15 protein-coding genes are annotated in these 22,831 nt (G+C 64.1%); 7 read left to right on the plus strand and 8 right to left on the minus strand.

The features are described from left to right. Window positions 1-7: 7 nt before the first annotated feature. Window positions 8-1,309 (minus strand): NAD(P)-binding domain-containing protein, encoded by a 1,302-nt coding sequence (locus tag JQ624_RS14890; protein ID WP_212419649.1) that lies wholly within the window; start codon window positions 1,307-1,309, stop codon window positions 8-10. Between the two features lie 142 nt (window positions 1,310-1,451). Here JQ624_RS14890 and JQ624_RS14895 point away from each other — a divergent pair, with 142 nt between their 5' ends. From JQ624_RS14895 to hemA, 5 genes are all read left to right on the plus strand, one after another. Beyond that, window positions 1,452-2,483, plus strand: coding sequence for a pyridine nucleotide-disulfide oxidoreductase (locus JQ624_RS14895; RefSeq protein ID WP_249129808.1), 1,032 nt, complete (start codon window positions 1,452-1,454; stop codon window positions 2,481-2,483). Window positions 2,484-2,511: 28 nt separating this feature from the next. Continuing rightward, entirely contained in the window at window positions 2,512-3,855 is a 1,344-nt protein-coding gene (locus tag JQ624_RS14900; protein ID WP_312014420.1) for a cytochrome c3 family protein, read from the plus strand. A 652-nt stretch (window positions 3,856-4,507) separates the two neighbouring features. Continuing rightward, entirely contained in the window at window positions 4,508-8,623 is a 4,116-nt protein-coding gene (locus JQ624_RS14905) for a hypothetical protein (protein WP_212419651.1), read from the plus strand. After that, entirely contained in the window at window positions 8,620-11,808 is a 3,189-nt protein-coding gene (locus tag JQ624_RS14910) for a hypothetical protein (protein WP_312014421.1), read from the plus strand. The genes JQ624_RS14905 and JQ624_RS14910 overlap by 4 nt, the downstream gene beginning before the upstream one ends. A gap of 24 nt (window positions 11,809-11,832) precedes the next feature. Then, entirely contained in the window at window positions 11,833-13,068 is a 1,236-nt protein-coding gene (gene hemA / locus JQ624_RS14915) for a 5-aminolevulinate synthase (RefSeq protein WP_212419652.1), read from the plus strand. Between the two features lie 319 nt (window positions 13,069-13,387). Here hemA and JQ624_RS14920 read toward each other — a convergent pair whose 3' ends face one another. After that, complete coding sequence (locus JQ624_RS14920; protein WP_212419653.1) at window positions 13,388-13,744, minus strand: hypothetical protein; 357 nt, start codon at window positions 13,742-13,744, stop codon at window positions 13,388-13,390. A gap of 187 nt (window positions 13,745-13,931) precedes the next feature. On the opposite strand from JQ624_RS14920, the gene JQ624_RS14925 reads away from it, so the two are divergent. Continuing rightward, a complete protein-coding gene (locus tag JQ624_RS14925) occupies window positions 13,932-14,132 on the plus strand; it encodes a hypothetical protein (protein WP_212419654.1) in 201 nt (66 codons plus the stop codon). Between the two features lie 923 nt (window positions 14,133-15,055). After that, on the plus strand, window positions 15,056-15,301 hold the full coding sequence (locus JQ624_RS14930; RefSeq protein WP_212419655.1) for a hypothetical protein: 246 nt from the start codon (window positions 15,056-15,058) through the stop codon (window positions 15,299-15,301). Window positions 15,302-15,444: 143 nt separating this feature from the next. Here JQ624_RS14930 and JQ624_RS14935 read toward each other — a convergent pair whose 3' ends face one another. The 6 genes from JQ624_RS14935 to JQ624_RS14960 all read right to left on the minus strand — a co-directional run bounded on the left by JQ624_RS14935 (window position 15,445) and on the right by JQ624_RS14960 (window position 22,765). After that, window positions 15,445-16,413, minus strand: a complete 969-nt coding sequence (locus JQ624_RS14935; RefSeq protein ID WP_212419656.1) for an ABC transporter ATP-binding protein — start codon at window positions 16,411-16,413, stop codon at window positions 15,445-15,447. Continuing rightward, window positions 16,410-17,402 carry an ABC transporter ATP-binding protein gene (locus JQ624_RS14940; protein ID WP_212419657.1) on the minus strand — a complete coding sequence of 331 codons (993 nt, stop codon included), beginning with the start codon at window positions 17,400-17,402 and terminating at the stop codon, window positions 16,410-16,412. Before JQ624_RS14940 ends, JQ624_RS14935 begins: the two co-directional genes overlap by 4 nt. Then, the gene (locus tag JQ624_RS14945) at window positions 17,402-18,322 is read right to left on the minus strand and encodes an ABC transporter permease (RefSeq protein ID WP_212419658.1); all 921 of its coding nucleotides are present in this window, start codon (window positions 18,320-18,322) and stop codon (window positions 17,402-17,404) included. Before JQ624_RS14945 ends, JQ624_RS14940 begins: the two co-directional genes overlap by 1 nt. Next, window positions 18,288-19,247 carry an ABC transporter permease gene (locus tag JQ624_RS14950; protein ID WP_212419659.1) on the minus strand — a complete coding sequence of 320 codons (960 nt, stop codon included), beginning with the start codon at window positions 19,245-19,247 and terminating at the stop codon, window positions 18,288-18,290. The genes JQ624_RS14945 and JQ624_RS14950 overlap by 35 nt, the downstream gene beginning before the upstream one ends. A gap of 26 nt (window positions 19,248-19,273) precedes the next feature. Beyond that, entirely contained in the window at window positions 19,274-21,064 is a 1,791-nt protein-coding gene (locus JQ624_RS14955; RefSeq protein WP_212419660.1) for a peptide ABC transporter substrate-binding protein, read from the minus strand. Window positions 21,065-21,346: 282 nt separating this feature from the next. Next, entirely contained in the window at window positions 21,347-22,765 is a 1,419-nt protein-coding gene (locus JQ624_RS14960) for a M20 family metallopeptidase (RefSeq protein ID WP_212419661.1), read from the minus strand. Window positions 22,766-22,831 lie beyond the last annotated feature (66 nt).

A 22,831-nucleotide genomic window follows, 5' to 3' on the forward strand; every position in this document is an offset into this window, starting at 1 on the left:
TATTAGGCTATGCGGTGCCATATTTGGTCTCGACCTCGATGCCCATGCTCTCAAGGAAGCTTGTCGGTAGAATGCCGCCAGCACACACGATGACCGCCTGGTTGCGGAGACGCTGAGCGCTGCCATCGGCCTCGATCTCGACGGCGTCCGGTTCGACCTGCCGGATGGTGGAATGGAACAGCACGTTCAGCCGCCCCGATTGCCGCATCTCGTCGACGCGTTCTCGGTTCTTGAGCTTTGCCCTGTTGAACGAGCCGCTGCGGTGGGACAGCGTCACCGTGGTGCCCGGCTGCTCGGCGACAGAACAGGCTGCCTCGAGCGCGGCATCGCCGCCACCGACGACGAGCACGTGCTGCCCCCGGTATTGTTCGGGATCAATCAGCCGGTAGACGACCTTGGTCTGGTCCTCGCCGGGAACGTCGAGCCGGCGAGGTGTACCGCGCCGCCCGATCGTGAGCAGCACGGACCGGGTCCGGTAGGTGCTGCGCGTGGTCCTGACCTCGAACCCGTTCGGAGCTCGTGCAACAGATTCGACGCGTTCGCCGAGATTGATCTTGAGCCTCGTCTTTCGGACGATATTCATGAAGAAGCCGATCAGCTCTTCCTTGCTCAGTTCCCGGATGTTGAACTTGCCGACCAGAGGCAGCGTGAACGGCGCTGTCATGACCAGCTTGCCGCGCGGGAAATGTGCCACCGTACCGCCGAGCGAGTCCTGTTCGACGGTGACGGAGCGAAGCTTGTGCTGCATGGCCGCAAGGCTCGCGGACAGGCCGGCCGGTCCACACCCGACGATGACGACGTCGAGCATCTGCCTGTCGCCGGTCCTGGTCACCTTGCGGATCGAATCGATCGCCTGCCGTCCCTGTTCGATGGCGTTGCGCACCAGGCCCATCCCGCCCAATTCGCCGGCGATGTAGATTCCGGGCACGTTTGTCTGGAAGTCTTCGGCGACGTTGGGGATGTCGACACCGCGTGTCTCGGTGCCGAATACGAGTGTGATCGCGTTGACGGGGCAAACTACCTCGCACGCGCCGTGGCCGATGCAATGCGACGGTTCAACCAGAGATGCCTTGCCGCCAATCAGTCCGATGATGTCGCCTTCCGGGCAGGCCCTTACGCAGGAGCCGCAGCCGATGCATTTCGCCGGATCGATCACCGGATGCAGCGAGGCAGGTTCGAGCAGACCGGCCTCTCGCGCCGCGGTGAACTTCGCGGCACTGTGCGCCTCGCGCCGCTTCCGCGTAACCATGTAAGCAGCCCAGATGCCGACCATTGGGGCGGCGTAGATAATGATCAGATCGAGAGCCATGCCAGTCTCTATCGCTTACTTACGGCCTCGCGGCGCAGGCAACCCGTGGCTTGCTTGCATCGGGTCGCTGCGAATGCTTCTCAAGAGACTCCGCGCAGAGATCCGGAATGCTCGCGAGCGGTCCCGACCGACGAGGCGTTCGATGAGTAGCCAGCGACCGCTGGCAGAAATATGGCTCAGGGTGCAGGTGCAGCATGCTCGCAGGGGATACAGCCGCTGGCGGCGGGAATGGCTGTCAGCTGCCGTTCAGGTTCGCCATTCCAGCGACGTATTGCGCTCGCCCGTTGGCGCCATCATGAGTGAAGCGCGCGCGGTGAGGGCATCGGCTCCCACCATTCAGATACGTGTCCCGGCGATGGTAACGGTTCTCGTCGCAGTCGCCGTCCTGGTCGGATGGCTGCAGCGAGACGAGGAAATCTGGACGCCGAAAAGCGGTACCGGATACTGGCTCGGCATCATCGGCGCTCTTGCGATGCTGGTACTGCTGATTTACTCGCTGCGAAAGCGGTTCAAGTCGACACGGACGATCGGCACGATCCCGTTTTGGTTTCGTACCCACATGCTGCTGGGGACGCTGGGGCCGGTCCTGATCCTTTTTCATGCGAACTTCAGGCTCGGCGCACTCAACAGCAACGTCGCATTCTTCGCGATGCTGACCGTGGCCGTCAGCGGCGTGATCGGCCGCTACATCTATCGCCGGATCCATCTCGGCCTTTACGGCAGGAAGGCCCAGGTGCAGGACCTCTTGCTCGAGGCCGAGGCAATGCTGCAGTCGCTGGGCCGGGAAATGCAGGCTGCCGCGTTCGTCGCACAGGAGCTCGTGGCCTTCAGCAGGGGCATCGAGAACAAGGTGCCGCGGACGGCATTCGAAAGCCTGCGGACCGGTGCGACGATTGCCCTGCGATCCCGCCGGCTGCGGGCAAATGTGGTCGCGCAGGCCCGCCACCTCATCCGCGAGCAGGGCAGGCAGGCGGGCTGGACGTGGTCGCAGCGGCGCGTTCGACAGCGCCGGGTCGAATATCTCGTCGGCCGCTATGCGCTGGCCGTCCGCAAGGCCGCCGAACTCACTTTCTTCGAGCGATTGTTCGCGCTCTGGCATGTCTTCCATCTGCCGTTGTTCTTCTTGATGTTGCTGTCAGGCGCCGTCCATGTGTGGGCTGTCCACAATTACTGAGAGGCCACGCGGGGCCGCGATCCGTCTTGTGCTGACCGTCGGCGTGCTCCTCGCATGGCTCGCGGCGCTTTCGGGCTGGGCTGGTGCGCAGACCGTGCTCGAAAAGCTTGTGATGCCGGGACCGCTGACCCAGAGCCATACCAAGTACGAACCCCAGTGCGGCAAGTGTCACGTATCGTTCTCGCGAGGCGCGCAGACCGGACTCTGTCTCGACTGCCACAAGGAAATTGCCGTCGACCGCAACGATCGCAAGCGTTTGCATGGCCGAGAGCAGGGCGCATCTACCCAGGAATGCCGACAGTGCCATGCCGATCATAAAGGGCGAGAGTTCAACATCAACCCGCTCGACAAGGAAACATTCAACCACGACGTGACGAATTACCGCCTGGTTGATTCGCATCGCGGCGTGCCGTGCATTGGCTGTCATGCCGCGACGGTCAAATACCGTGAGACGCCATCGACCTGCTTCGAATGCCACAAGAAGATCGATCCGCATCGCGGCAGACTTGGTGAACGTTGCGAAAATTGCCACACGACGGTGAAATGGCGTGACACCAGGGAGTTCGATCACGGCAAGACGAAGTTTCCTCTGATGGGCGCTCACAAGACCGTGGCATGCACGACCTGCCACGCCGGACAGCAGTACAAAGACCTTCCGACCGCCTGCGGGTCATGTCACAAGCTGCAGGACGTGCATGGTGGGCGCTACGGCGACAAGTGCGACGCCTGCCATGAACAGGTGAAATGGAAGCCGGCCCGGTTCGACCACAACAAGACGAAGTTTCCGCTGCGCAACGCGCATGCCAAGGCCAAGTGTGACAGCTGCCACACCGGTGATCTCTATCACGACAAGCTCGCGACCAGTTGTGTCTCCTGCCACCGAAAGGATCCGCATCAGGGCAAGCTCGGCGAGCGTTGCGAGAAGTGTCACAACGATCTGGGGTGGCGGAAGAACATCACCTTCGATCACGAGCTCACGCGCTTCCCGCTGGCCGGGCTGCACAAGACGGTCCCGTGCGAGGAGTGTCACCGCACGCCTACCTACAAGAACACGCCGACGGCTTGCGAGAGTTGCCACAAGGACTTTCACCAGGGCCGGCTCGGCGGACGCTGTGCGACATGCCACACCCCGAACGGTTGGATGCTTTGGCGCTTCGACCATGCGAAGCAGACCCGGTTTGCGCTGGCGGCAGCCCATCAGAAGCTGACCTGCGAGGCCTGCCACAAGGCGAAATCGCCCCCGAACATGAAGCTGCCGATGGAATGCTACAGCTGCCATCGCGGCTCCGATGCGCACAATGGCACCTTTGGGCAGAGCTGCGAACGCTGCCATGTCGCGACCAGCTGGCGGCAGGTGCAGATTCGCAATTGAGCCGCGCGGATCGCGCCGCTATCGCCTCGCCAAGCCCTCCATTGTTCGGAGCTGGTTGCAACTGGTGTCGCTTTCTCCCGTGGTCGTGTCCCCGATGCCACGCTCGATTCGGATTCGCAGGGCGAACGACAGTTCAAGCGGCTGAGCGCATTGAGCTTTCGTAGCAGTGACGCGTTCTGCGGCCTCGCCGCGCGCAGGGCGATCTGGGCCCTGACGTCGGGATTTCACGCGAATATCCGGCCCGATTGGAGACATCTGGCGCAGGCCCTTGCTGCAGCAGGCGAGAAGCGGACCCGCGTTTCAGGTTGAGTTCAGCTTTGTCAAGCTTTCGGCAACCTTTCGGCCTCTCTCGACAGCCTAGGTCTGGTGTCTTTGTGCCGTGACGATCGCGATGGCCGACGAATTGATGTGATCGGCCGAGAGTCGCAGCGGGAAGCAAAGCGGAAGGAGAGTGCGGGGCGTACTGGCAGGCGGGTGGATGGGGATTCGAAAACCACCTCGCTGTACCGGGGATCTGCAAACAGCATCGACTGGTGGCCAGGAGGCAAGCGCGCAGGCGCTTCGCCTGACGGCTTTGCTTTGACTGACGGTCGGGTGGCTGCACGTGCATCTCCGGAAATCCTGGAGTTGGTGAACGAAGTCGGAGATCGGGTTGGTAGAGTGCAGCAGCCATCTGTCGCTGTTGGTGCGTAGGTCGCGTTCCGTCGTCCGGTGCGCGATCGTCGCCTGCCTGCTCGTGCTCGCGTCCGCGATCACGGCGACCGCGCAGGATACGCGGTCGTCGTTCGACCATTTCTCGACCGGGTTTCCGCTGACCGGCAGCCACACCGCAGTCGAGTGTTCGGCCTGCCATGTTGGTGGCCGCTTCAAGGGGACCCAGACGCGGTGTGCGAGCTGCCATAACGGCGCGCAGACGGCTGGCATGTCCGTGAGCCATCCGAAGACCACGGCCAGCTGCGAAAGTTGTCATCAGACCACGACCTGGAAGGATATCCGCCGGATCGACCACACGCAGGCGAAAGCCGGCTGTGCGACATGCCACAACGGCAAGATGGCATCGGGCAAGTCTGCGAGCCACATCGCGACCAGTGCCCCCTGCGATTCCTGTCACAAGACGACGGCGAGCTTCCGGGTGGCCATGAAGATGGATCACACCGGGATCGTGGCAGGCTGCGCCAACTGCCACAATGGCAAGACCGCGATCGGCAAGCCGGCCACGCACCGTCCGACGAACATTGCCTGCGAAGCCTGCCATTCCACCACCGTCAGTTTCGCCAAGGCGGTCTTCGCGCATCAGCCGACCGACACGAACTGCTCGTCCTGCCACAACGGCAAGACGGCACAGGGCATGACCACGCCGCCGCACCTGCCGACCGGGACGCTGCAGTGCTCGAACTGTCACACTAACACGGCATCGAGCTTCACCACCTACACGATGAACCACGCGTCGGTGTCGACGATGCGCTGCGACGCCTGCCACTCCGGTGCTTACACGTCGCAGGGGACCAAGGGCGCAATGGGAACGGCGTCCTACGCCGGCCATGTCGCGACCAACGGATCGGACTGCGCCTCGTGCCACGCCAAGGCGGTGTCCGGCGGATACGCCTCCTGGAGCGGCGGCACTTTTGCGCACAAGGCGACCGACACCAACTGCTCGTCCTGCCACAACGGCAAGACCGCACAGGGCATGACGACCCCGCCGCATCTCCCGACGGGGACGCTGCAGTGCTCGAACTGCCACACCAATACGGCGGCGAGCTTCAACGCCTATACGATGAACCACGCGTCGGTGTCGACGATGCGCTGCGACGCCTGTCACTCCGGTGCGTACACCAGCCAGGGCACCAAGGGCGCGCTCGGGACGGCGTCCTACGCCGGCCACGTCGCGACCGGCGGATCGGACTGCGCCTCGTGCCACGCCAAGGCGGTGTCCGGCGGTTACGCCTCCTGGAGCGGCGGCACTTTTGCGCACAAGCCGACCGACACCAACTGTTCGTCCTGCCACAACGGCAAGACCGCACAGGGCATGACCACGCCGCCGCACCTGCCGACCGGAACGCTGCAGTGCTCGAACTGTCATACCAACACGGCATCGAGCTTCACCACCTACACGATGAATCACGCATCGGTGTCGACGATGCGCTGCGACGCCTGTCACTCCGGTGCGTACACGTCGCAGGGCACCAAGGGCGCAATGGGAACGGCGTCCTACGCCGGCCATGTCGCGACCAACGGATCGGACTGCGCCTCGTGCCACGCCAAGGCGGTGTCCGGCGGATACGCCTCCTGGAGTGGCGGCACTTTTGCGCACAAGGCGACCGACACCAACTGCTCGTCCTGCCACAACGGCAAGACCGCGCAGGGCATGGCCACCCCGCCGCACATCCCGACGGGGACGCTGCAGTGCTCGAACTGTCATACCAACACGGCGGCGAGCTTCACCACCTACACGATGAACCACGCCTCGGTGTCGACGATGCGCTGCGACGCCTGCCACTCCGGCGCCTTCACCTCGCAGGGGACCAAGGGCGCAATGGGAACGGCGTCCTACGCCGGCCACGTCGCGACCAACGGATCGGACTGCGCCTCGTGCCACGCCAAGGCGGTGTCCGGCGGATACGCTTCCTGGAGCGGCGGCACCTTCGCCCACAAGACGACCGATACCAACTGCTCGTCCTGCCACAACGGCAAGACCGCGCAGGGCATGACGACCCCGCCGCACATCCCGACGGGGACGCTGCAATGCTCGAACTGTCATACCAACACGGCGGCGAGCTTCACCACCTACACAATGAACCACGCATCGGTGTCGACGATGCGCTGCGATGCCTGCCACTCCGGCGCCTTCACCTCGCAGGGGACCAAGGGCGCGATGGGGACGGCGTCGTTCTCGGGCCACGTCGCGACCAATGGCGCAGATTGCGCGAGCTGCCACGCCAGGTCGGTGTCCGGCGGCTATGTCAGCTGGACCGGGGGCGTGTTCACCCACAAGGCCACCGACACCAACTGTTCCTCCTGCCACAATGGCGCGGTCGCAAAGGGCATGACCACGCCGCCGCACATTCCCGTAACCGGCATCCAGTGCTCGAACTGCCACGTCAATACGGCGGCGAGTTTCACGACCTACACGATGAGCCACTCGGCGGTGCATGCGACGCGCTGCGACAGCTGCCACAACGGCTCGTATACGGGGCAGGGCAAGCGGGGGGCCAAGGGTCCCGAGCACAAGGCGAAGTCGCAGGATTGCGGCTGCTGTCATACCGGTGCGGCCGTCAGCTTCTCGACCTGGGACGATAATCCCAAGGACTCCGCAGGTACCTGCACGACGACCGCGAAGTCGGTGACGAACCCGATGACCGCGGTGAGGTCGGCGATGCAGTCGGTCGCCAACCGCACGATGACGGCGGTCACGTCCGCGATCAATTCGGCAACCGGCAGAATTGGAGGCAGTGCAACCCAGTCCTCCGGTTCGCCGGCTCCGGCACCGGGCCCGGCCACGAACAATGCGGCGGCGCCCCAGTCGGCATTGGCCAAGGGTGACAAGGAAGCCGCGGGTGCCTCCACGGCTGCGGGCACACCGCCGGCCGCCGCCGCATCGTCTGCCCCAAGCGCGACCATCGCCGCCAACGGCCGCAGCAAGCTCGCGCCCACGATCGGACCGTCCACCGCAGATCAATCGCTGCAACCGGGTGCCCGGCTGGCACCGGCGCAGCAGTTCGGTCTGTCCGCAGCCCCTGCGGCGGGCGCGGTCTCGAGCCGGTTCGACCACATGACCACGCGCGGCCCTTGCGCATCGTGCCACAATGGCAATGCTGCGACCGGCAAGTCGCCGAAGCACGTGCCGACTACGGCCTCCTGCGACACCTGCCACAAGAGCACGGCGACCTTCGCGGGTGCGCGCTTCACCCATGCCGGCACGACCGCGGCCTGTGCGACCTGCCACAATGGCGGCATTGCCAGCGGCAAGCCGCAAAAGCACGTGCCGACCAGCGCCTCCTGCGAGACCTGTCACAAGAGCACGGCGACCTTCGCCGGCGCGCGCTTCAGCCACACGGCAACGACGGCAGCCTGCGCGAGCTGCCACAATGGCGGCACCGCCAGCGGCAAGCCGCCGAAGCATGTGCCGACCACGGCGTCCTGCGACACCTGCCACAAGAGCACGGCGACCTTCGCCGGTGCGCGCTTCAGTCACAGCGCGACGATGGCAGCCTGCGCGACCTGCCACAATGGCGGCACGGCCAGCGGCAAGCCGCAGAAGCACGTGGTGACCAGTGCGGCCTGCGAGACCTGTCACAAGAGCACGGTCACCTTCAGTGGTGCGCGAATGGATCACGCGACGCTGACGGCGCCCTGCGCCAGCTGCCACAACGGCACCACGGCGTCTGGCAAGGGGCCGAAGCATTTCGTCACCACGGTGTCCTGCGAGAGCTGCCATCGCACGGTCAGCTGGTCGTCCGTGACCTATCGCCACGTGTCGGCGAGCTATCCGAATCATGGCGCCACCATCGCCTGCAGTGCGTGCCATGCCGGTAACAGCCAGGTCGTGACCTGGAAGTTCGCGGCCAGCAAGCCCGATTGCGGCGGCTGCCATACCGACGACTTCCGCCCGCAGCAGCACGTCAAGTCGCTCAAGCCGGTGCCGATGAACTACACCGCCGCCGAGCTGAAGGACTGCACCGGCGCCTGCCACATCTACGCCGACAAGTCGGGCACCACGATCCAGACCCGCCGGCAGCGGCTGCATCGCGTCAACGGAGGCAGCTGGTGACGCGCAACGTGTTCGCTCGCATGGGACTGATGGTGCGCAGTTTCGCTGCGATTTCGCTCGCGGCGATTCTGCTCGATGGCGCGGCGACCGGACTGCGTGCCCAGCCGGTGATCGACCAGTTCGTCTCCGGCGCGGATCTGATGACGGTTGGAAACTGCAGCCTGCTGCGGGTCAACTTCCATGTCCGGATTCGCTATGTCGGGCATTTCCCGCCGGACCGCGGCAACCAGCTCAGCATCTCGCTGCAACTGGTCGACCGCGAGGGAACGCTGGCACGGCGGCTGGTCCGCCGCGAGGGCGTGCGGGTCGAGAACGCCCATGGTCTCGGCATCCGCGATGTCTACCTTGCTCTGGACGAAGCCAGAGGACCGGTCCTCGTCATCCTGTTCGGCGGCGAGGTGCAATACCAGGTCGTGCAGTCCGGCAGCTTCGAGCAGATCGCGGTGCTGATCGCGCGCAAGGGGCCGGCCTCGGCCTGCAAACTCTCCGCCTTTCCGATCGGGACGGCGGAGTCCGTGCGACGCGACGTCGGCCCGCCCCGCAAGCTGTCGCCGGCGGATAGGCGCATCGCCGAGGCGTCGATGGACGAGGCGCGGGCGGCGATCCGCAAGGGCAATTATCCGGCGGCGATCGCGATCCTGAGAAAGGCGCTGCAATACCCGGAGAACAGCACCAGTCCGGAGGCGCAGGAACTGCTCGGCGTCGCCAGGCAGAAGGCGGGCCAGACCGCCGAGGCGGTCGCGGAATACGAGGACTATCTGCGCCGCTATCCGACCGGCGAGGGCAGCGACCGGGTCCGGCAGCGGCTGGCGGCGATCCAGACCGCGGCCATGCCGGAGCGGCCGCGGGAGCAGCCGGGGCAGGGCGCCGAGCCGAACGGGGTGCGCAAGCCGCCGCCGACCGGCGAGACCCGCTGGACCATGTCCGGCAGCCTGTCGACGACCTACATCACCAACGACAGCACCACCGCGGTCAAGGACCTGTCGCGCGCGCCCAACCCGAACGCCGATCCCGACGCGCACCGCATCCACCAGAACACGCTGCTGTCCAATTTCGACCTGTTCGGCACCTCCGACAACGACCAGGTCCGGACCAAATTCAAGCTCGCCTTCACGCATGAACGGCGGTTCGATACCCAGACCGACAAATACGGCGTGTCGACGGCCCAGGTCGATTACACGCTGAAGGACTATGATCTCACCGCGCGGGTCGGCCGGCAGTCGCGCAACACCGGCGGCGTGATCGGCCGCTTCGACGGCGCCGTGCTGAGCTGGCAGTACAGTCCGGCGGTGCGCTTTAACGTGCTGGCGGGCTCGCCGAACTGGAGCCGGTTCGACGCACCGTTCAAGGACAACAAGTCGCTGTACGGCGCCAGCATCGATTTTGGCAAGATCTTCGGCGGGCTCGAGACCAGCATCTACGCCATCACCCAGTACGACAGCGCGATCGTCGACCGCCAGGCGATCGGCGCCGAGTTCCGCTATTTCGATGCCAACAAGTCCGCGCTCGGCACGATCGACTACGACACACATTTCCAGCAGCTGAATGCGGCGATCTTCTCCGGCACCTACACGCTGGAAGACAAGTCCGTTATCAACACCGCGCTCGACTATCGCAAGGTGCCGTTCCTCTCGACTTGGAACGCGCTGCAGGGCCAGCCCTTCCTGACCCTGTACGACATGATGAAGTTCAACACTGCTGCCGATATCAGGCAGTTCGCGATCGACCGTACGCCGACCTTCTCGTCGGCGATGGCGAGCTACTCGAAGCCGCTCAGCGAAACCTGGCAGGTCTCCACCGACGCCACCGTCACCAATCTCTCGGGCACGCTGCCCTCCGGCGGCGTCGACGGCACGATGGCGAGTGGGCTCGAATACTATGCCTCGACCCAGCTGACAGGCAGCGGCATCGTCAAGCCGGGCGACCTGTTCATGGCCGCCGTCCGCTACGCGAACCTCGCGGATTCGCGGTTCTACGTGCTCGACTTCAACACGCGCTATCCGCTGTCGCCCGATCTTGCGGTCAGCCCGCGGCTGCGGCTCGGCTACCGGACCGGAACGCGCACCGATCTGAAGGAGCTCACGATCCTTCCCTCGTTCCTGGTCACTTATCTGTGGTCGAAGGAGCTGAGCATGGAGGCGGAGATCGGCTACCGTTTCGTCGACTCGACCCTCAACCAGGTCAAGTCGGCGGGGAGAGACCTGTTCGGCACCATTACGCTGCGCCACGATTTCGGCATGGATGGCGTCTCCACCCGCTGCCGCGCTTCGACCGTATCCTGCGCCTGGGCGAAGGGCGGCGCGATGGAGGAGGCGGCCCGCAACAGCCCCGGGGCCGGTCTGCCGCTGCGCGACCAGGATGCGGCGCCGCGGTCCTATGCGCTGGAAACGGGGCTGCGCTACTGGTTCAGCTCGGGCAAGAACCGCTACAACTACTTTGCCGACCAGACCGCGACGACCCAGGTATCGCGGCTCGACTACAACGGCCTGACCGGCCACACGGGCGAAGCGTTCTTCCGGTTCGACGCCTATGACGGGCCTTTCGCAAACATGTTCCTGAAGGGCTATGCCGGCGCCGGCAAGGTGTCCGGCGGCAAGATGATAGACGACGACTTCGCGCCGTTCGTCACACCGTCCTCGCGCACCAGCAGCAGCGCCAGCGGGCAACTGCAATATGGCAGCGTCGATCTCGGCTTCAACCTGATCGAGGCCGAGCGCGTCAGGCTCGGCGCGTTCGTCGGCTACCATTACTGGATGGAGACGGTGGATGCGCACGGCTGTACGCAGCTGGGCGGGAACCCGGTGATCTGCATGCCCGCGCTCGGTCCGAACATCAAGGTGGTGACGGAGCAGGATCGCTGGCACTCCGGGCGCGCCGGCGTGGCCGTCGACGCGCGGATCTGGGACCGGCTCAGCTGGCAAGGGGAGGTCGCCTATGTCTGGACCTCGCAGAAGGCCGTCGACACTCATTATTTCACTTTCGGCCGCGATCCGGCCGCGGGGCACGGCTCCGGATTCCAGGCTGAAACCGTGTTCAAGTTCCACCTGACCGACGCTTTCAGCCTCGGAATCGGCGGCCGCTGGTGGCACTTCAGCACCGACGCGGTGGATACCTTCAACCAGCTGCTGCGCTACAACACCGATCGCTACGGCGTCTTCGTGCAGGGTTCCTACAAGTTCAACTGATTTTGGGTGACAAGGAGTTGCGCCATGAATTTCCAGGCCAGGCAAAAGCGGTTCGGTCTCGACTACGACGCCTGTTTCGATCGCGCACTGGCTCAGCTGCATGACGAGCGCAGGTACCGGGTGTTCGCCGACCTCGAGCGGCTGGCAGGGCGGTTTCCCCACGCGATCTGGCATTGCCCGCAGGGCCCGCGCGAGGTCGTGATCTGGTGCTCCAACGACTATCTCGGCATGGCCCAGCACCCCAAGGTCGTCGGTGCGCTGGTCGACGCGGCGACGAGGATGGGCACCGGCGCAGGCGGCACCCGCAACATCGCCGGCACCAACCACCCGCTGATCGAGCTGGAGCATGAACTGGCCTCCCTGCACGGCAAGGAAGCTGCGCTGGTGTTCACGTCGGGCTACGTCTCCAACGAGACCGGGATCTCCACGATCGCGAAGCTGCTGCCGAACTGCCTGTTACTTTCGGATGCTCTGAACCACAATTCGATGATCGAGGGCGTGCGGAAGGCCGGTACCGACAAGGTGATCTGGCGCCACAACGACGTTGGCCATCTCGAGCAGCTCCTGCGTGCAGCCGATCCCGATCGTCCCAAGCTGATCCTGTGCGAGAGCCTCTATTCGATGGACGGCGACGTCGCGCCGCTGCACAAGATCTGTGACCTTGCCGAGCGCTATGGCGCGCTGACCTATGTCGACGAGGTCCATGCAGTCGGTATGTACGGCGCCCATGGCGGCGGCATCACCGAGCGCGACGGCGCAGCCAGCCGGGTCGACATCATCGAGGGAACGCTGGCCAAGGCCTTCGGCTGCCTCGGCGGCTACTTCGCGGCCAAGGCCAATCTGATCGACGCTGTCCGTTCCTATGCCCCGGGCTTCATCTTCACGACCGCGCTGCCGCCGGCGATCTGCGCCGCGGCGACTGCCGCGATCCGCCATCTCAAGACCTCGCAATGGGAGCGGGACCGCCACCAGGACCGCGCGGCGCGGTTGAAATCGGTGCTGCATACGGCACGGCTGCCGGTGATGCCGAGCGATACCCATATCGTACCTGTTCATGTCGGTGATCCCGAGAAGTGTAAGCAGGCTTCCGACCTGCTGCTGACCGAGCACGGCATCTACATCCAGCCGATCAACTATCCGACCGTGCCGCGCGGCCAGGAGCGTCTGCGCATCACGCCATCGCCGTATCATGACGACGCCCTGATCGATCGGCTCGCCGAGGCAATGATTGAGGTGTGGAAGCGGACGGGGCTTGCCTGAGCGGAGAAATTAGATCCCAGTTCCTCTCCTCCGCCATCCTGATTGGGAGGTGCCGTACTCGCTGGCGCCAAGGGGCCAAGATCCCGCGGACTTCGAGGCTCGCCGACTATAACCTGCAGGTCACCACAGATCCCGGCCCAGCCATCAAATGGTTGTCACGCGCAGCCGAGCAGCGCGACGCCAATGCGATGTTTTGGCTCGACGCATTCTATTTGATGTCCAAAGCCCATCACGTTCCTGAACGTGGCGCACAGCTATTCAAGAAGTGCAGCGAAGCGACGTTGGACGATCCGGCGGCAATGCCGCCGCGGTCTCGATCTTACGTGCCCCGCTCGGGAAGGTCGCCAAGCAGATTTGACAGCTTGACCGCAAGCTTGCGAAGCCGGGCATTCTCCTCGAGCAGCAGTCCGACGTTATCGGCTTTCTGATGCAGCGCCTCATCTCCCCGAAGTCCATCGACTTCGTCGAGCAGGGGCGACAGGGCGGTCAGAAGTTCGTCGTCCTGATGCGGCGCTTCATTTGCCTGGCGCACGCCATTGTCTTCGCGCAGCGGCACGACGTTGTCGGCGTGTCCGACGTCCCGAAATGCATTGCGGCGGGCCTGTCTGTCGTGCGGCGGATGTTCGATACTCATGACACATTCCTGATCACAAGGTGGCCCAGTCGTCAGTTCCACGATGAGCTTTCCATTGAGTCGGAGGCAAATTTGCGTCGGAAAGGTAACGCCGAAGTGGCTCGGCAGATCGGTCACACGTCCTTGGATTCACACGGCAGATCGAATTAGGCCAAATTTTTGACGTATCGTGGACCATTCTGACGTCTGCGCGGCTGGGGAGCAAAGCATCTTATTTAGGGACGTATCGATGACGGATTTCCTGACCAATGCGGATCACTGGCGCAGGCGTGCGGAACGGACTCGGGCGTTAGCCGCGAATGCCGTCAAGGACCAGGGCCGCCTGCTCAAGGTGGCGGAGGAATACGACCGCCTGGCAGCCCTCGCCGAACGGCGGCGGAGTGCTCCGGTCCCGGCCGGGTCCTACGCTCCGGCAAGCCAGCCCGAGTAAATCGTCCTCAATCGAAAAACCGTCCGGAGCAGCGGGCATTTCCGCTTCAGTCGGCGCATGGCGATGCAGCCGTGGCGGCGAAGTGTGCCGCCATTACCCAGATGTGTGACCCGTAAAACACAACTGCGGGGCAACGTTCAAAGCATTGTGATCATGCGATTGCAGGAGAATCAACGAATCACCTAGACCGTTAGCGGGGCTGGGAAGCGGAGAGTGAGTATGAGAGTCGCTTCCTTAGAAAGTGTACTGACGGCGGCTACGCTGGTACTGGCCATCGTCATCGTGCTGTGGGGAATCAAGATTTTCCACGGTGTCTGAACAGGCGAGCTGGCGTCGAACAAGAAACCTCAGAAGAGGTTCGCGACAATGGTAACACTTCCGCGGCGGCGGAGGCCTTTTCATTTCTGGTTGCCGACGCATGGTTCGTTGGAGGCTTGTCCCTTCCGACGCGTATCGAGTTTGGTTTACGGCCTGGCGCGAGATTCGCACGGGCCGCGAAAGGCATTGGTTGCAAGTCTCGCATGCATTTTGGTTATTATCTGATGATCGCAGCGCTCGTTCTCATGGGGCTGGAAGTTCTTTACGCGCTCTATCAATTGGCCACGTTTCTTTGAGAGAACTTTTCGGTTCTGATTGAATCAGAACCAGGCTCTAGATTGTTGTTTTGACGCGTTTTCCTGACGCGAAGCGGTGTGCATTCCGAGAGCACGCTTCGCTCGAATACGCCATAATGCGCACGCGCGGGCTGTAATTCCGGACCGCGCAGGCTTGAAGATTCGCCGCAATCACGCCGCTTTGGCGCCGGGGTCGGCTTCGCGCGATTCCAATTTTAGTCGCAAATTTGCCCGCCGACTCACATCATTCTCCGCGCGCGACAGAACGACTGGGGGCACGTTGCGCTTTTTAAAATTGGAGTATCAATCATGCGAGTAGACCATCCGCAGCTTAATAAGCGAGACCGCCGCGCAGAACCTTCATTTTGGGTTGAGGAACCGACCGACGACGCCCTTTCACTGCTTGAGAATGCCCTTCGCGGGGACGAGCCCGCCCTTCGTCGCGACGAACAGGCCGACGAAGCTCACTCGCTGATCGAGGAGAACGCCCGGCTTCGGGAGCTGTTGTCCCAGCTTTCGGACCTGATCCGCAAGAACGGCGTTCACCCGAGATAACGCGACGATCCGATCTCGGCCCCGGCCCGGCAAGAATGGTTCAACCGCTGCCGGGGCGGGGCCGCCGTATTTTCGATGATTGAATTCACAACGCCGCCCGCACCAGAAGCGGCGAATAGCCTGACCCGAATACCTCTCCGCGCTCAGGCCAGATGGCAGGCCACGAAATGCCCGTCGCTGCCTTGCTTCAGTTCGGGCGCGCTTTCCCGGCAGCGCGGCTCGGCGATCGGACAGCGGGTGTGGAAATGACAGCCGCGCGGCGGGTTCATCGGGCTCGGCACGTCGCCTTGCAGGCGGATCCGCTTGCGCTTCACCTTCGGGTCCGGCACCGGCACGGCGGAGAGCAGCGCCTGGGTATAGGGATGCTGCGGACGGCGGTAGAGCTCGCTCGCGTCAGCCAGTTCGACGATGCGCCCGAGATACATCACCGCCACGCGGTCGGAAATATGCTCCACCACGGAGAGATCGTGGGCGACGAACAAATAGGTCAGGTTGAGTTCGGCCTGCAGGTCCTCCAACAGGTTGATCACCTGCGCCTGGATCGACACGTCGAGCGCGGATACCGGCTCGTCGCACACGATGAACTTCGGCTCCACCGCGAGCGCGCGCGCGATCACGATGCGCTGGCGCTGGCCGCCGGAGAATTCATGCGGGTAGCGGCGCATGTGCTCGGCCTTCAGCCCCACCTTGACGAGCAGGCTCGCCACGCGGTCGTCCCGCTCGCTGGCCGAGGAAGCGAGCTCGTGGATGGTGAAGGCTTCGCCCAGGATCGCGCCGACGGTCATGCGCGGATTGAGCGAGGCGAACGGGTCCTGGAACACGATCTGCATGTTGCGCCGCATGGCGCGCAGGTCGCCGCCGGAAAGGCCAAGCATGTCCTGCCCCTCAAAGGCGATCTCGCCTTCGCTGGGTTCGATGAGGCGCAGCACGCAGCGCGCCGTGGTCGACTTGCCGCAACCGGACTCGCCGACCAGTCCGAGCGTTTCGCCGCGGTTGACCGCAAACGACACGCCGTCAACCGCGTGAACGCGCCCGACCTCGCGCGAAAGCAACCCGCCCTTGACGGAAAAATATTTCTTCAGTCCGGTGACGCGCAGCAGGGGTTCGCTCATGCGCTCGCTCCCTGCGTATCTCCGAGGTGACAGGCCATGCGGTGGCCAGGTGCTACCTCGCGCAGCACCGGTTCCTGTTCGGCGCAGCGCGCGAAGGCGAAGCGGCAGCGCGGCGCGAAGCGGCAGCCGGGCGCGGGATTGATCAGGATCGGCACGGTGCCGCCGATGGTTTCCAGCCGGGTCTTGTGCGCGCTGTCGAGGTCGATGCGCGGGATCGAGCGGATCAGGCCCTGCGTGTAGGGATGGCGCGGGCTTTCGAACAGGCTGTCGACATCGGCCTCTTCCACCACCTTGCCGGCATACATGACGACGACGCGCTGCGCAGTCTCCGCCACGACGCCCATCGCATGGGTGATCAGCATCACCGCCATGCCGAAGCGTTCCTTCATGTCCTGCAACAAATCGAGGATTTGCGCCTGGATGGTCACGTCGAGCGCGGTGGTCGGCTCGTCGGCGATGACGAGCTTGGGCTTGCAGGCCAGCGCCATCGCGATCATGACGCGCTGGCGCATGCCGCCCGAGAACTGGTGCGGATAATCATGCACGCGGCCGGCGGCATTGGGGATCTGCACCAGCTTGAACATTTCCACGGTGCGGGCCAGCGCGTCCTTGTTCGAGAGACCCTCGTGGCGACGAAGAACCTCGGCGACCTGCTCGCCGACCGTGAGCACCGGGTTGAGCGAGGTCATCGGCTCCTGGAAAATGAAACCGATATCCTTGGCTCTGATATCGTCAAGCTCGTTGCTCGTGAGCGGCACCAGATCGCGGCCCTCGAACAGGATCTGGCCTTCGACGATGCGCCCCGGCGGCATCGCGATCAGCTTCAGGATCGACATCGCCGTGACGGTCTTGCCGCAGCCGGATTCCCCGACCACGCAGAGCGTCTCGCCCTTGTTGAGCGAGATGTCGACGCCGTCGACCGCCCTTAGCACGCCGTCATCGGTGGCAAAGTGAGTCTTCAGGCCCTTGATCTCGAGCAGCGGCGCCATCAGATCACCCGCCTTGCATCGAGCGCGTCGCGCATCCCGTCGCCGATGAAGTTGATGGCGACCACCGCAACGAAGATCGCGCCACCCGGAAACAACGCCCAGTGGGCGGCGATGTCGAGAAAGTCCTTGGCGTCGTACAGCAGCCGGCCCCAGGTCGGAACGTCGGGCGGGAAGCCCAGGCCGAGAAAGGACAAGGTCGATTCCGCGATGATGGCGGCGGCGACGTCGATGGTGCCCGCGATGATCACCGGTCCCAGCGCATTGGGCAGGATGTGGCGCACCACCTGCCGCAGCGGACTGGCGCCGAGCGCGCGGGCGGCTTCGACAAAATCCTTTTCGCGCAGCGACAGGAACTGCGCGCGCACCAGGCGGGCAACCGGCATCCAGCGCAGGCCGCCGATGACCAGCACGATGAGAATGAAGATGCCGCCCTCGGGGCCGAAGGCGGCCTTCAGCCCGTCGCGGAACAGATAGATGAGGAGCAGCAGCAGCGGCAGTTGCGGCAGCGAGAGGAACAGGTCGGTGAGCCACATCAGCGCATGCCCGAGCGCGCCGCGCGACATGCCGGCGAGCGCGCCGATCACCGTGCCGACGATGACAGCGACCGCCATCGCGGCGAGGCCGACCGCGAGCGAGATGCGTCCGCCGTAGATCATGCGGGCGAGAATATCCTGTCCGAGATCGTCGGTGCCGAAGGGATGGGCGAGCGAGGGGCCTTCGAGGCGGGCGTTGAAATCGATGTCGTTGATGCTGACGCGCCAGACGAAGGGACCGAACACCACCGCCGCGATCAGGACAATCAGCAGGACTGCGCTGACCACGGCGAGCTTGTGGCGGCGATAGCGCCGCCAGGTCTCGCGCCAGGGCGACCAGGCCGGCCGCCGCTCAGCGGAGGGAGATGCGAGGGTCAAGCCAGCCATAAAGGACATCCGCGATCAGGTTGAAGAGCACGACGAGACAGGCGAAGACGAAAGTCACGGCCATCACGACCGGCGTGTCGTTGGAGAGAATGGAGGAGATCAGGAGCGAGCCGATGCCCGGAATGCGAAAAATCTGCTCGGTGACGATGGCGCCGCCGAACACCGCGGGCATCTGCAGCGCCACCAGCGTGACGACCGGGATCATGGCGTTGCGCATCGCGTGCTTGACGATCACCCTGGCCTGCCCGAGGCCCTTGGCGCGGGCGGTGGTGACGTAGTCGAGGCGGATCACGTCCAGCATGGCCGAGCGCACGAAGCGCGTCATGGAGGCGGCCTGAAACAGCCCGAGCACCATCACCGGCATGATCGCCTGCCGAACCTGTTCGATCACCCAGCGGAAGCCGGTCGCCTTGATGTCGGAGGTGTAGACGAAAGGCAGCCAGTCCAGCGTGATTGAAAACAGCAGGATGAACAGCAGGCCGGTGAAGAAGGTCGGCAGCGAAAAGCCGATAAAGGCGAGCGTGTTGGCGATCTGGTCGAAGATCGAGTAGGGCTTCGTCGCGGCATAGACCCCGACCGGTATCGCGATCGTGAGTGCCAGCAGTTGCGCCGAGCCGATCACATAGAGCGTCGTCGGCAGGCGCTGCAGGATCAGCGTGTCGACGTTCATCCGGCTGACGAAGGAAAAGCCCCAGTCGCCCTGCAGCATGGCCGAAAGCCAGTGCAGGTAGCGGAGGTAGATCGGATCGTCGAGGCCAAACTTGGCCCGAAGCGCCGCCGCTACTTCGGGCGGCACGTTGGGATTGGTCGCGAGTTCACTGAACGGATCGCCGGGCGCCAGCGCCAGCACGATGAACAGCACGAGCGAGATCCCGAGCAGGCTCGGGACCGCGATCAGGAGGCGACGCAGAACATACTGCCGCATGAGAAACGATCCGCCTATGCCGGCTATCAGGTCTCTCGGTACCAGTCCTGGATGTTGTCGGTGTCGTTGGTCCAGCCGCTGAGCACCGGGCGCAGCGAGTTGGTTGCCGCGCCGACCTTCAGGCGGTGCATCACCGGGATGACCACCGTGTCCTGCCACATGATGTCGTTGGCCTTGATGTAGAACGCGGCCCGCTTGATCGGATCGACTTCAGCCTCGGCCGCGTCGATCGCGGCATCAAACTCCTTGTTGACCCAGCGCGGGAAATTCCTGCCCTGCCACTTGTTTTCCTTGGTGGCCACGAAGCGCGAATGAAAGCGCCGCATATGCTGGGCCGGGTCGGGCTGGGTCATCGGAATCTGGAACATCTCGATGTCGGCATAGAACTTGGAATAGGTGTCTGGATTGGCGACGTCGGAGGAGAAGAACACCGAGGCGACCACCGATTTCAGCTCGACGTCGATGCCGGCCTTCTGGCAGGCCTGCTTGACGATCGCCTGGGTCTTCTGGCGCGGGCCGTTGGTCGAGGTCTGGTAGAGGAGCTTCAGCTTCTTTCCGTCCTTCTCCCGGATGCCGTCGGCCCCGACTTTCCATCCGGCCTCCTCCAGCAGCTGGGTCGCCTTCTCGATTGAGAACTCCCATTTCGTGTTCTTGGAGACGAATTGGTCCGGGCCGTTGAGGAAGTTGGCCGTGGTGCGTCCGGCGCGACCGTAGATGTGCTTTTGCATGGCATCGCGGTCGACGAGGAGCGCCAGCGCCTTGCGAACGGCCGGATCGGAGAGCAGGGGATGCTTGGTCTTGATCGAGGAGCGTTCGCCGTCGACCTCGGTGTTGGGATCCGTGAAGTTCAGCGCAATGAATTCGATATCGCCGCCGGTCGAGTAGACGGTCTTGCCCTTGCCGCCCTTCTCCAGGCGCAGCAAGACGTCGTCTTCCACCTGCATGTTCCAGGCATAGTCGTATTCGCCGGTCTGAATCACCGCGCGTGCCGCCGAGACGGCATCGCCGCCGCCCTTGATCTCGATCGTATCGAAATAGGGGCGGTTCGGCATATGGTAGTCAGGATTGAGTTCCCCACGCACGACGTCGCCCGGCTTGAACTCGACGAACTTGTAGGGACCGGTGCCGACGGGCTTGAGATTGTTCGGAGCCTCGCGGGATTTGGCGCCTTTGTAGTCCGCAAACAGATGCTTGGGCAGGATGCAGCCGACCACCGCGACAAAGGCATCGGCCCAGAACGGGGTGGGATTCTTGAACAGGACGCGGACAGTGAGATCGTCAACCTTTTCGACGGTGATGTCCTGGTAAACACCGATGGTCAGCGCTGAGGTGGCGGGATCGCGGGCGTATTCCCAGTTGAACACGACGTCGTCGGCGGTGAACGGCTTGCCGTCATGCCATTTGACGCCCGGCTTGAGCTTCCAGGTAACCGACTTGCCGTCGGCAGCGAGACCGCCGTTCTGAATCGACGGAATCTCCGCCACCAGAATCGGACAGAGGTTGCCGCTGGAATCCCAGCTTGCGAGCGGCTCATAGAAGAGGCGCGAGCCGTCCTGGTCCTTGGTGCCGGTGGCAAAATGCGGATTGAGCAGGGTCGGTCCCTGCCACCATAGCAGTTTGAGCGGCCCGCCGCCGCCGCGCTTGGTCGGCTTGTAAGGAGCGGGACTCTGCGCCATCGCCACACCGCCGATGGCGAGTATCTGCGTGGCCATTGGCGCGGTGAGGCCAAAAGCGATCATGCGTTGCACAAAGGCGCGGCGATCCATCCGGCCGTCCTTTACCTCATCGATCATGCTTCGCAGTTCAGTGTCCAGCATCGTTGTCCCCATCTGGTTCCGGCGTGGTTGCGGCGCGCCGCCGGGCGGCAGCGTCAGGTGTCCCCCGGTAAGATGGCACACCAAATGCCCCCGAGGTCAACGTCTGTCGACAGACCACCCCCGTGACGGCAAGCCGCTGTTGATTTTTGCTTGAGCAAAACGGCGCTGCAGCGCACACCGCTTCAGCAATCCGGCGCCATCCGTGCTCCAAACGCACCCCGGATTGCAAAAAATTTGTTCGCCGGATCAGCGAGGTCCAGCCTCGTCCGGGCTGATGTCCGGTCAGGCCAGCGACATATCCAGGGGCGGCGCAACGCTGTCCGGCAGCGGACTGACATAAGGCGTGCGGGTGGTGCGCTTGTTCAGGTCGGCCTTGGCGGCGGCGATCAGGTCCGGCTCCGTCAGCGCCCGGACGCCGAGCCCCGCCATCGCCTTGGCCGCCTGCACCATGGCCTTGTGGGCGTGCGGGCTCTTGCCCTGCGCCACCACCTGCCAGGTGTGGAACGGGGTGCCGATCGCTACCGTCGGGGCATGGACCTGAACGGTGGGCACGACCCAGCTCACGTCGCCGACGTCGGTCGAGCCGATTTGCGGGTTACGTTTGGCGTCTAAGGGCACGATGAAATCAGCCAGCGGCCGGTCGGTCGGCTCCATGCCGATCGAGTGATAGACGCTCTCGATATCCTTGTCCGTCAGCGTGGAGCGGATTTTTGCGGCGAAATCCTTGTCGGTCTCGTCGAAATGCGGGGGACCGAGTTCTTCCATGATGCCGTGCAGAGCCTGCTCGAGCGGCGTGTTCGGCAATATGTTGGAGACGGCGGAAATGATCTTCATCTCCACTTTTGTTTCGGTCATCAATGCCGCGCCCTGCGCGATCTTGTGGACGCGTTCCACCAGCTCGTTCATGCCAGGCAGGTCGCGGGCGCGGATCGAATAGCGCACGCGCGCATGGGCCTGCACCACGTTGGGGGCGATGCCGCCGGTGTCGAGCAGGGCATAGTGGACGCGGGCGTCGCTCGGCATGTGCTCGCGCATGTAGTTGACGCCGACATTCATCAGCTCGACCGCATCGAGCGCGCTGCGGCCAAGATGCGGCGAGGCCGCGGCATGCGAGGTGCGCCCGGTGAAGATGAAATCGGCGCGGGTGTTGGCGAGCGAAGGCGTCACCACGACTTCCCAGAAGCTCGACGGGTGCCAGGTGATCGCGATGTCGGCGTCATCGAACGCGCCCGATCGCACCATGAAGGCCTTCGCCGCGCCGCCTTCTTCCGCGGGGCAGCCGTAATAGCGCACGCGCCCCGGCACCTTGTGTTCGGCGAGCCAGTCCTTCACGGCCGTGGCTGCAAGTAGCGCGGCCGAACCGAGCAGATTGTGGCCGCAGCCATGGCCGTGGCCGCCGGCCTCCAGCGGGCGAGGTTCGGCCACGCCGGCCTCCTGGCTGAGACCGGGCAGGGCGTCATATTCGCCAAGGAAGGCGATCACGGGCCCGCCTTCGCCCCATTCACCCATCACGGCGGTGGGAATCCCTGCGACCTGCTCGGTGACGCGAAAACCCTGATGGCGCAGCTCGGCCAGATGTTCGGCCGACGAGCGCGCTTCGGTGTAGCAGACCTCGGGCATCGCCCAGACCCGGTCGCTCAAGTCGACGAAGCGCGGCTTGATGGTGTCGACGCCACGCCAGATATTACTGCGGTTATCCATCTTCCGGTTCCCAATTCTGATGCGATGTGAGCAATTGTTATCAGCTTCGCCAAACGACGCCAGCGC

Origin of the sequence: Bradyrhizobium sp. AUGA SZCCT0283, from assembly GCF_018130385.1 — a bacterium.
Taxonomy (GTDB): domain Bacteria; phylum Pseudomonadota; class Alphaproteobacteria; order Rhizobiales; family Xanthobacteraceae; genus Bradyrhizobium.

Bases quoted from the DNA above. Each gene is read 5' to 3' on its own strand.
- JQ624_RS14890 (WP_212419649.1), bottom strand. From the start codon at position 1,309: ATGGCTCTCGATCTGATCATTATCTACGCCGCCCCAATGGTCGGCATC.
- JQ624_RS14895 (WP_249129808.1), top strand. From the start codon at position 1,452: ATGAGTAGCCAGCGACCGCTGGCAGAAATATGGCTCAGGGTGCAGGTG.
- hemA (WP_212419652.1), top strand. From the start codon at position 11,833: ATGAATTTCCAGGCCAGGCAAAAGCGGTTCGGTCTCGACTACGACGCC.
- JQ624_RS14925 (WP_212419654.1), top strand. From the start codon at position 13,932: ATGACGGATTTCCTGACCAATGCGGATCACTGGCGCAGGCGTGCGGAA.
- JQ624_RS14930 (WP_212419655.1), top strand. From the start codon at position 15,056: ATGCGAGTAGACCATCCGCAGCTTAATAAGCGAGACCGCCGCGCAGAA.
- JQ624_RS14935 (WP_212419656.1), bottom strand. From the start codon at position 16,413: ATGAGCGAACCCCTGCTGCGCGTCACCGGACTGAAGAAATATTTTTCC.
- JQ624_RS14940 (WP_212419657.1), bottom strand. From the start codon at position 17,402: ATGGCGCCGCTGCTCGAGATCAAGGGCCTGAAGACTCACTTTGCCACC.
- JQ624_RS14945 (WP_212419658.1), bottom strand. From the start codon at position 18,322: ATGGCTGGCTTGACCCTCGCATCTCCCTCCGCTGAGCGGCGGCCGGCC.
- JQ624_RS14950 (WP_212419659.1), bottom strand. From the start codon at position 19,247: ATGCGGCAGTATGTTCTGCGTCGCCTCCTGATCGCGGTCCCGAGCCTG.
- JQ624_RS14955 (WP_212419660.1), bottom strand. From the start codon at position 21,064: ATGCTGGACACTGAACTGCGAAGCATGATCGATGAGGTAAAGGACGGC.
- JQ624_RS14960 (WP_212419661.1), bottom strand. From the start codon at position 22,765: ATGGATAACCGCAGTAATATCTGGCGTGGCGTCGACACCATCAAGCCG.